The sequence below is a fragment of the Pseudomonas sp. NFXW11 genome (genome assembly GCF_049887815.1).
Taxonomy (GTDB): Bacteria; Pseudomonadota; Gammaproteobacteria; order Pseudomonadales; family Pseudomonadaceae; genus Aquipseudomonas.
Genome location: NZ_JAGEKI010000005.1, coordinates 1 through 8457 on the forward strand (window position 1 = coordinate 1; position 8457 = coordinate 8457).

The window sequence follows — 8457 nt, forward strand, 5'->3', positions numbered from 1 at the left end:
GCAGCTCGGCATGGATGCCGAGCTAGCCGCCCCAGGCCATGGATGGCCTGTGGCGGCGTGCCCCCGGAGCAATGCCGGAGCGAGGGCACGCCGAGCCTTAGCGAGGCGCCGGATGCGGGGGCAGGAGGCCTTTGGTTACTTTGGGCCTTTTCCAAAGTGACTCGCTGTAAAAGCGAAACCGCCAGTGGCAACACCCGCAACAACGGATATGTACCCCGACCTCGCCGTGAGAGCGAAACCGCCACACCCGCAGCAACGAACATGCCCCTCAAATCGCCATCGGCAATCACCCCACCTCCCCCATATCGCCCTTTCGAATACCCCAAACCACCGCCCATCCGCCGTGAATCCACCGGTCGGAAATCCACATGTTCAATGTGCCATTAACCGGCCATTTCCAAGGGCGCTGCTTAACTGCAAAGGCTGCCAAACAGCACCCCCATCAACCCCCACGGAAGGCAAACGCCATGAGCAATGCACAGCATGTGATTCCACCCTACGGGGTGGCGATTCAATCGGCGATCTCCGAAGGCAAGCTGCCCCAGATGAAAGCCCTGCTGGCCAAACGCGACCCGAGCAAGAACGAACCCAAGGAACTGCACCACGCCTACGAACAGCTGGCCAAGGAAGTCGCCCGCCTGGAACGCCACTGATCGCGGTTCCCTGTCATTGAATGGAGGCAACACACATGTCCGCTAGCAACCCGCAAGCCGAAGGCCTGTTTCCCCTCAGCTACCGCATCGGCAACTCGCAACCCGGGGCCCCGACCCTGATCCTCAACCTGCTGGTCTACACCCCCGAGCTCAGCGTGCGCGGCACCTCGAGCATCACCCCGCCCGTGGACCTGCACAGCGATGTCTGGGGCCAGTACACCTACCTCACCGTGATGGACCCCACCAGCAGCAAGATCCTGATCACCGCCCAGGGTAACCAGGGTGGCCCCGGCTCCAACTCGATCATCACCTTCAAGATCCATCTCGTGGTCGGCGACGACTGGCAGCAAGGCATCGCCAACTACCAGTACTACAACGGCCACAGCTGGGTCTCGGTGAACAACGTACCGGCCCACCTGCAGGAAAGCGTGCATTCGAGCAGCTACTCGCAGCCGCAGGCCAGCGGCCGCAGCAACCACCCGCTGCCACCCATCTCGGCGCTGTACGCCGCACCGATCCACGGTGCCATCGCCAGTGGCGACCTGGCGCAGATGAAGAGCCTGCACCAGCTGGCCACCCAACAGCTGGAGCAGTTGCCGCTGATCCGCACCGCACTGGACGCGGCCAAGGCCGAGATCAACAAGCACGAGCGGCGCTGAGCGCGAAGCTGATTCGTTCTTCCAAGAATAAGGAGTCACAGCATGACAATCGGACTGTTCCACACCCGTCTCATCGTCGCCAACCCGGTGATCGGAGGCCCGGTACTGACCCTCGACCTGCTGGTCAACACCCCGCAAAAAAGAGTCAGCGGCGTAGCCCGGGTGACCCAGGCCACCTCGCCACCGGTGCACTTCCTGGCCGACGTCTGGGGCGACTACTCCCAGGTCAAGCTCGACCCCGCCAGTGAGGGACATATCGTCCTCAACCTGGCGGGCAACCCCAGCGGCCCCACCAGCCAGATCGCCGAGACCTTCCACCTGCAGGGCATTCTCGGCCTGGACTGGGTCAACGGCTTTGCCAGCTACCGCTACAACTACCAGGGCCACTGGCATGTGGTGCAACACGCCAGCGTGAGCCCGGCCCCCGTGGAGCATCCGGCCCCCGTGCAGCCCAAGGGCCAGGCCAGCAAGGGCGACCAGGCCTACCAGCACCCGCATCCGCTGTACGCCGTGACCTTGCAGCAGGCCCAGGCCAGTGGCGATCTGGCGCGGCTCAAGGCGCTGGTGGTCCAGGCCGAGCAGCAACTGGCCAACAGTGACCAGCTGAGCCAGGCGGTGCAGCAGTTGCAGACGGAAATCAAGCGTCTGGAACAACGCTGAACCCAGGCCCCGGGGCCGCCCGCCGGCCTCGGGGCTGTCACCGCTCGCGCCATTGCCGCGCGCGCAAGGCGCGCCGGCTTCCATGCTTTGCTGCCGCGCGCCGCCGGGTGCGCAAGGACCTCTCATGTCAGACCTGCTCCCCGCCCGCTACCTCAGCGAAACCGATATCAAGCGCTATGTGCCGGTGCATGTGGTCTGGGAAATCACCCTCGCCTGCGACCTCAAGTGCCTGCACTGTGGCTCCCGCGCCGGGCATCGACGCCCTGGCGAGTTGAACACCCAGGAATGCCTGGAGGTGATCGACGCACTGGCCGCCCTGGGCACCCGCGAAGTCACCCTGATCGGTGGCGAAGCCTATTTGCGCAAGGACTGGACGCGGCTGATCCAGGCCATCCACGACCACGGCATGTATGTGGCGGTACAGACCGGCGGACGCAACCTGACCCCGGCCAAGATGCAGGCCGCGGTGGACGCCGGGCTCGACGGCGTGGGCGTGTCCCTGGACGGCCTGGCGCCGCTGCATGATGCGGTGCGCAATGTGCAGGGCTCCTTCGACAAGGCCCTGGACACCTTGCGCCGGGCCAAGCAGGCGGGGCTCAAGATCAGCGTCAACACGCAGATCGGTGCCGCCACCCTGCCCGACCTGCCGGCATTGATGGACACCATCATCGAGGCCGGCGCCAGCCACTGGCAGATCCAGCTGACCGTGGCCATGGGCAACGCCGTGGATCACCCCGAACTGCTGCTGCAGCCCTATCAGTTGCTGGAGGTCATGCCGCTGCTGGCGCGGCTGTACCGCGAAGGCCTGGAGCGCGGGTTGCTGATGAATGTCGGCAACAACATCGGCTACTACGGCCCTTACGAACACATGTGGCGCGGCTTCGGCGACGACCGCGTGCACTGGAGCGGCTGCGCCGCCGGGCAGACGGTGCTGGCCCTGGAGGCCGACGGCACGGTCAAGGGCTGCCCGTCCCTGGCCACCGTGGGTTTCTCCGGCGGCAACGTGCGCAACATGAACCTGCACGATATCTGGCACTACAGCGAAGGCATCCACTTCGGCCGCCTGCGCTCGGTGGACGATCTGTGGGGCTACTGCCGCAGTTGCTACTACAACGATATCTGCCGTGGCGGCTGTACCTGGACCTCGCACTCGCTGCTGGGCAAGCCGGGGAACAACCCCTATTGCCACTACCGCACCCTGGAGTTGCAGAAACAGGGCCTGCGCGAACGCATCGTCAAGCTCGAGGAAGCCGGGCCGGCGTCTTTCGCCGTGGGCCGCTTCGACCTGATCACCGAGCGCATCGACACCGGTGAACGGGTTTCCAGCGTCAGCGACAGCGGCCAGGTGATCAAGCTGGCCTGGGCCAACCAGGGCCAGGCCGCGCCAGCCGAAGGGCGGATTGCCCCACGCCTGGCGCTGTGCCGCGAGTGCCTGCAGTACATCCATGCCCACGAGCACCACTGCCCCCACTGTGGGGCCGATGTGGCCGCCGCCGAAGCCCGCCACCAAGAGGACCGGCAACGCCAGCAGGCACTGATCAGCACCCTGCACCAGCTACTGGGCCTGCCCCAGGAACAGCCGCGGCTCTGACCCCGTCAGCCCTGGCCGTGTCCCGGTCGTACCCACAGGGGGGGCGACCGGGCGCTTGGGCATGAGCAGGCCTGGGGTCATGGAAAAAGCGTCTAAAAAAACCTCCCGCATGTCGGTCATAAGGGCTTTGCTATCAAGGTCGCTCGATGCGCCGAAGGGCCTGTCGACACCACCCGCCCCACTGCCTGCGACCGGGAGCCGAACATGAAAATCAACCCCTACCTGATCTTCAACGGCGACTGCAAAGCCGCCTTCACCTTCTATGCCCAGGCCTTGCAGGGCCAGCTGGACATGCTGATGACCTTCGGCGAAAGCCCGGCCAGCGCGCAGGTGCCCGCCAATTGCCAGGACCTGGTGATGCACACCCGGCTCAGCGTCGGCGACCAGGTGCTGATGGGCTCGGACACCACCCCCGACCGCCCGGTCCCGGGTTTTCATGGCTGCTCGGTATCGCTGAACGTGGACAGCGCCACCGAGGCCGAACGGGTGTTCAACGCCCTGGCGGTTGGGGGGCAGATCCAGATGCCCCTGGAGGCCACCTTCTGGGCCGAGCGCTTCGGCATGCTGGTGGACCGCTTCGGCGTGCCATGGATGGTCAACTGCGAAAAAACCCAGTAACGCCCCACCCCGCGGTCTTTTCCGGCCTTGGCGGCGGGTGCCCTGTCCCCCGGCATCCGCTGCCCTGTGCCATTCATCGGCGTTTTTTTGCCACTTCATCAAACATCCAGCAAAACCCTGTACTAGGATACGAAGCGGCCGCTTATCGATCCGTTGAAAACGGAGGTAAATCAACAGTTAGGCAAACTCGTTGGTATAAGACAGGCTTTTCGCACCTTCACATTCATGGATGAAATGATGAACTCACAAGCACTGTTCCCCCATATCGGCAAGGTCATCGCCAGTACCGGCAGCCGCAGCTTCCCGCGCATGCTGCACGACCTGATCCTCACCCAGCTGCCCGTGGACGCCACCCACATCACCCAGTTGCGGCTCGACCCGCAACAGCAGCCCGACAACAGTGCCCTGCACACCCGCAACCCGCTGTATGGCAACCCCAGCGCCAACGACCCGCTGCTGCGCGCCGGCTTTCCCGAACAGGCAAGCGATACCGCGCCGCGCCCCCGCGATGCCACCGAGGCCCCGGTGCAACTGCACCTCACCGGCCACAAGGATTCCTATCAGTACGTGGTGTCGCTGTACCGCAGCAGCCAATCCCGCAGTTTCTCGGCCCAGGAGCGCCTGTTGCTCGAAGACTTCTCGCCGCTGCTGTTGCCCATGGTGGAAAAGCACATCAGCGCCCTGCAACCCCAAGGCGTCGCGGTCGGCCAGGAGGGTGATGCCAGCGAGGGCCTGGAAACCCTGCGCCTGCGCTTTGCCGAGCGCCTGGAGCAGTCCGGCTTGCGCCTCTCCACTCGCGAGCTGGAAGTCTGCGTCGGGCTCTTGGCCGGGCGCACCGCGCCGCAGTTGGCCGAGCAGTTCCAGCTCAAGGTCAATACCGTGGAAAGCTACCTGAAGCGCGCAGCCGTCAAGCTCGGCATCAGCGGCCGACATTCGCTGCTGCGCTGGATGTACTCGCCCCAGCCCGCCGCCGCAGCGCCGAGCGACACCTCCCCGGCCGGTCCTTCCCCGGCCTGAGTGCTTCCACCCCGCCGGCGTACCAGGCCGGCGGTCCGTGGCTCGGCCCTGGTCAGTCCCGGGCCAGGGCCTCGATCGGGTCCAGGCGCGCGGCATTGCGCGCCGGGACAAAGCCGAAGACGATGCCGATCAGGGTCGAACAGGCGAATGCGGTGATGATCGAGCCCAGGGAGAACACCATCTCCCATTCCTGGATAAACAGGGTGAACAGGTAGCCGATGGCGAACGACAGGCCGACACCGATGGCCCCGCCGATCAGGCAGACCATCACCGCCTCCACCAGGAACTGCTGACGGATATCCGACTGCCGCGCCCCCACCGCCATGCGAATGCCGATCTCCCGGGTGCGCTCGGTGACCGACACCAGCATGATGTTCATCACCCCGATGCCGCCCACCACCAGGGAAATCACCGCGATCAGCGACAGCAGCAAGGCCAGTGAACGGCTGGTGCGCTGCACCGTCTGCATGATGCTGTCGAGGTTGTTGGTGAAGAAGTCCTTGGTGCCGTGGCGCTGCTCCATCAGCTTGCGCACATGCTCTTCCACCACCTTGCTCGGTTGCCCGTCCTTGATCTTCACGCTGATGCTGTCCAGGTGGCGCTGGCCCAGCACGCGCCCGGCAGCGGTCTCGTAGGGCATCCAGACGTTGAGCAGGTTGCTGGCGGCGAACAGGTTCTTGTTCTGTGCCGTAACCCCGATCACCGTACACGGCAGGTTACCCACCAGGACTACCTGCCCCAGGGGGTCGACATCCGGGCCGAACAGGCGCTGGCGGGTGTTGTGGTCGATCACCAGCACCTGGGCCTGGCGCCGGGCATCGTTCTCGCTGAAGGCGATTCCGGCTGCAAGCTTGAGATCGCGCACCTTGAAATACAGATGGCTGACGCCGTTGACCGAGGCATTGAGATCGATATTGCCGTAGCGCAAGAGCAGGCTGCGGCCGACCATCGGCGTGGCGCTGTCGACGTAGTACAGCTGGTTCAGGGCGGTGACGTCGGCCGGCATCAGGGTCTGGATGCCGGCGGCCCGGCTGTCGCCGAAACTGGCCCCGGGAAAGATGTCGATGGTGTTGCTGCCAATCGCCTGGATGTCCTTGATCACATAGCGCTTGGCGCCCTCGCCGATGGCCACGATGGACACCACCGAGGTGATGCCGATGACGATCCCGAGCATGGTCAGCAAGGTGCGCATGCGATGGGACACCAGCGCCACCCAGGCCATCACGAAGGCCTCCTTGAACAGCCCGAGGCTGGCCACCAGGCGCCGCGCGGCGGCTGGCCGGGCACTCACCGGCGGCGTTTCCGCGGCCTGTGGCGGCGGTCGCAGGTTGGCCCGGTCGCTGAGGATCTCGCCGTCGCGCACCTCGATGATGCGCTCGGCATTGGCCGCCACCTTGGGGTCGTGGGTGACGATGATCACCGTGTGCCCGGCGCCATGCAGTTCCTGGAGGATGTCCATCACCTCCTTGCCGCTGGCGGTGTCCAGGGCCCCGGTGGGTTCGTCGGCGAGTATCACCTCGCCGCCGTTCATCAGTGCCCGGGCGATGCTCACCCGCTGCTGCTGGCCGCCGGACAACTGGCTGGGGCGGTGCTCCAGGTGCCCGGACAAACCCAGGCGCGCCAGCAGTTCCCGGGCCCGGCTGTGACGCCGTGGCTCCGGGGTGCCAGCATAGATCGCTGGCATCTCGACGTTGTGCATGGCATTCAGGTGCGGCAGCAGGTGATAGCGCTGGAAGATGAAGCCGAAGTGATCGCGCCGCAGCTCCGCCAGGGCCTGGTCGTCGAGATCGCGGGTTTCCCGGCCATTGACCTGATAGCTGCCAGCCGTGGCGTAATCCAGGCAGCCGAGGATATTCATCAGGGTCGACTTGCCCGAGCCCGAGGCCCCGGTGATGGCCACCATCTCCCCGGCCTCGATGCACAGGTCGATCTGCTTCAGGGCCAGGAACTCGCGGTCGCCGGCAACGAAACTGCGGCTGATGCCCTTGAGCTGCAACAGTGGCTGGCTCATGTTCAGGCCCCCGCCTTGCCCGGCAGCGGATCGCCGATCACCACCTTGTCGCCTTCGCCCAGGCCGTCCTTGATCTCCACCTTGACGTTGTTGTTGATCCCGGCGCTGACATTGCGCGTCTGCGCATGGCCCTTGGCGTCCAGCACCCGCACCGCGAAACTGCCGTCGGCGTTGCGCGGGCCCAGGGCCGCCACCGGCACCATCAGCACGTCCTTGGCGGTGGCCAGCACGATGCGCACCTGGGCGGTCATGGCGATGCGCAGCCGGTGGTCCGGGTTGGGCACGTCGAACAGGGCGTTGTAGAACACCGCGGTGTTCTGCTTGGGGGTGCCGGCGGGCGGGGTTTCGAGGAAGTTCTGCGGCGCCGGCTCCGTGCCTCGCAGCTTGGCGTAGTAGCGCCGCTCGGCCTCGCCGAGGATGGTGAAGTACACCTCCTGGCCCGGAACGATATGGATCACGTCGGCCTCGGAAACCTGGGCCTTGACGGTCATGGTGTCCAGGTCGGCGAGCTTGAGCAGGATCGGCGCCAGCTGGTTGGCGATCACCGTCTGGCCTTCCTGGGTCACCACCCCCACCACATCGCCATCGATCGGCGCGACGATGCGGGTGTAGGCCAGGTTGACCTTGGCGGTGTCGATCTGGATATGCGCGCTCTTGATCTGCGCATCCAGGGACAGCAGGTTGGCCCGTTGCACCTCGTAGTTGGACTCGGCGGTATCGAAATCCTGCTGGGAGATCGAAGCATCCACCAGCAGGTCGCGGTAGCGCTCGTAGATGGCCTTGGTTTCCTTGAGCTGGGCCGCGGTGGCGCGGCGCTTGGCTTGCAGGTTTTCCTCGTCGACCTGGGCCTGGCGCAGGGTGTTCTGCAGCACCAGCGGGTCGATCTCCGCCAGCCACTGGCCCTTCTTCACCTTGTCGCCGACCTTGACCTTGAGGGACTTCAACTGCCCCGACACCTGGGCCCCGACATCCACCTGCTTGATGCCCTCCAGCAGCCCCGAGGCCAGCACCGCGTTCTCGATATCCCCCCGTTCGACCTTGGCGCTCAGGTACAGCGGCGCCTCTGCCGGTGCCTGCACCGTATAGAAAATCAAGCCGGCGACCACCACCAGCAACAGCCCCATAGCGATTTTGCGAAACTTCGATTTTTCCATGACTGACCACGAGTACGTTGAGGGTGGGGCCCGCCGGCCAGCGGCAGGCCCCCTTGAGGAACGCCCTACTGCCGCAGCGAGGAGCGTTCCCGAT

8 protein-coding genes are annotated in these 8457 nt (G+C 65.3%); 6 read left to right on the forward strand and 2 right to left on the reverse strand.

The window, feature by feature from the left end:
• The first annotated feature begins 467 nt into the window (after positions 1-467).
• The 6 genes from J4P02_RS09585 (at position 468) to J4P02_RS09610 (ending at position 5198) form a co-directional block, all read left to right on the forward strand.
• Positions 468-653: a DUF1843 domain-containing protein gene (locus J4P02_RS09585; RefSeq protein WP_426189488.1), complete on the forward strand. Its 186-nt coding sequence runs from the start codon at positions 468-470 to the stop codon at positions 651-653.
• Between the two features lie 35 nt (positions 654-688).
• Entirely contained in the window at positions 689-1312 is a 624-nt protein-coding gene (locus J4P02_RS09590; RefSeq protein ID WP_426189489.1) for a DUF1842 domain-containing protein, read from the forward strand.
• Positions 1313-1354: 42 nt separating this feature from the next.
• On the forward strand, positions 1355-1972 hold the full coding sequence (locus J4P02_RS09595) for a DUF1842 domain-containing protein (RefSeq protein WP_426189491.1): 618 nt from the start codon (positions 1355-1357) through the stop codon (positions 1970-1972).
• Between the two features lie 124 nt (positions 1973-2096).
• A complete protein-coding gene (locus J4P02_RS09600) occupies positions 2097-3563 on the forward strand; it encodes a GDL motif peptide-associated radical SAM/SPASM maturase (RefSeq protein ID WP_426189493.1) in 1467 nt (488 codons plus the stop codon).
• A 204-nt stretch (positions 3564-3767) separates the two neighbouring features.
• Positions 3768-4181: a VOC family protein gene (locus J4P02_RS09605; protein WP_426189495.1), complete on the forward strand. Its 414-nt coding sequence runs from the start codon at positions 3768-3770 to the stop codon at positions 4179-4181.
• A gap of 237 nt (positions 4182-4418) precedes the next feature.
• The gene (locus J4P02_RS09610) at positions 4419-5198 is read left to right on the forward strand and encodes a helix-turn-helix transcriptional regulator (RefSeq protein ID WP_426189497.1); all 780 of its coding nucleotides are present in this window, start codon (positions 4419-4421) and stop codon (positions 5196-5198) included.
• 52 nt (positions 5199-5250) lie between these two features.
• On the opposite strand, the gene J4P02_RS09615 is transcribed toward J4P02_RS09610, so the two are convergent.
• Both J4P02_RS09615 and macA read right to left on the reverse strand, forming a co-directional pair.
• Positions 5251-7209 (reverse strand): MacB family efflux pump subunit, encoded by a 1959-nt coding sequence (locus tag J4P02_RS09615; RefSeq protein ID WP_426189500.1) that lies wholly within the window; start codon positions 7207-7209, stop codon positions 5251-5253.
• Positions 7210-7211: 2 nt separating this feature from the next.
• Positions 7212-8363 carry a macrolide transporter subunit MacA gene (gene macA / locus J4P02_RS09620; RefSeq protein ID WP_426189503.1) on the reverse strand — a complete coding sequence of 384 codons (1152 nt, stop codon included), beginning with the start codon at positions 8361-8363 and terminating at the stop codon, positions 7212-7214.
• Positions 8364-8457: the final 94 nt, after the last annotated feature.

Coding starts and splice junctions, on each gene's coding strand:
- J4P02_RS09585 (WP_426189488.1), top strand. CDS start 468: ATGAGCAATGCACAGCATGTGATTCCACCCTACGGGGTGGCGATTCAA.
- J4P02_RS09590 (WP_426189489.1), top strand. CDS start 689: ATGTCCGCTAGCAACCCGCAAGCCGAAGGCCTGTTTCCCCTCAGCTAC.
- J4P02_RS09595 (WP_426189491.1), top strand. CDS start 1,355: ATGACAATCGGACTGTTCCACACCCGTCTCATCGTCGCCAACCCGGTG.
- J4P02_RS09600 (WP_426189493.1), top strand. CDS start 2,097: ATGTCAGACCTGCTCCCCGCCCGCTACCTCAGCGAAACCGATATCAAG.
- J4P02_RS09605 (WP_426189495.1), top strand. CDS start 3,768: ATGAAAATCAACCCCTACCTGATCTTCAACGGCGACTGCAAAGCCGCC.
- J4P02_RS09610 (WP_426189497.1), top strand. CDS start 4,419: ATGAACTCACAAGCACTGTTCCCCCATATCGGCAAGGTCATCGCCAGT.
- J4P02_RS09615 (WP_426189500.1), bottom strand. CDS start 7,209: ATGAGCCAGCCACTGTTGCAGCTCAAGGGCATCAGCCGCAGTTTCGTT.
- macA (WP_426189503.1), bottom strand. CDS start 8,363: ATGGAAAAATCGAAGTTTCGCAAAATCGCTATGGGGCTGTTGCTGGTG.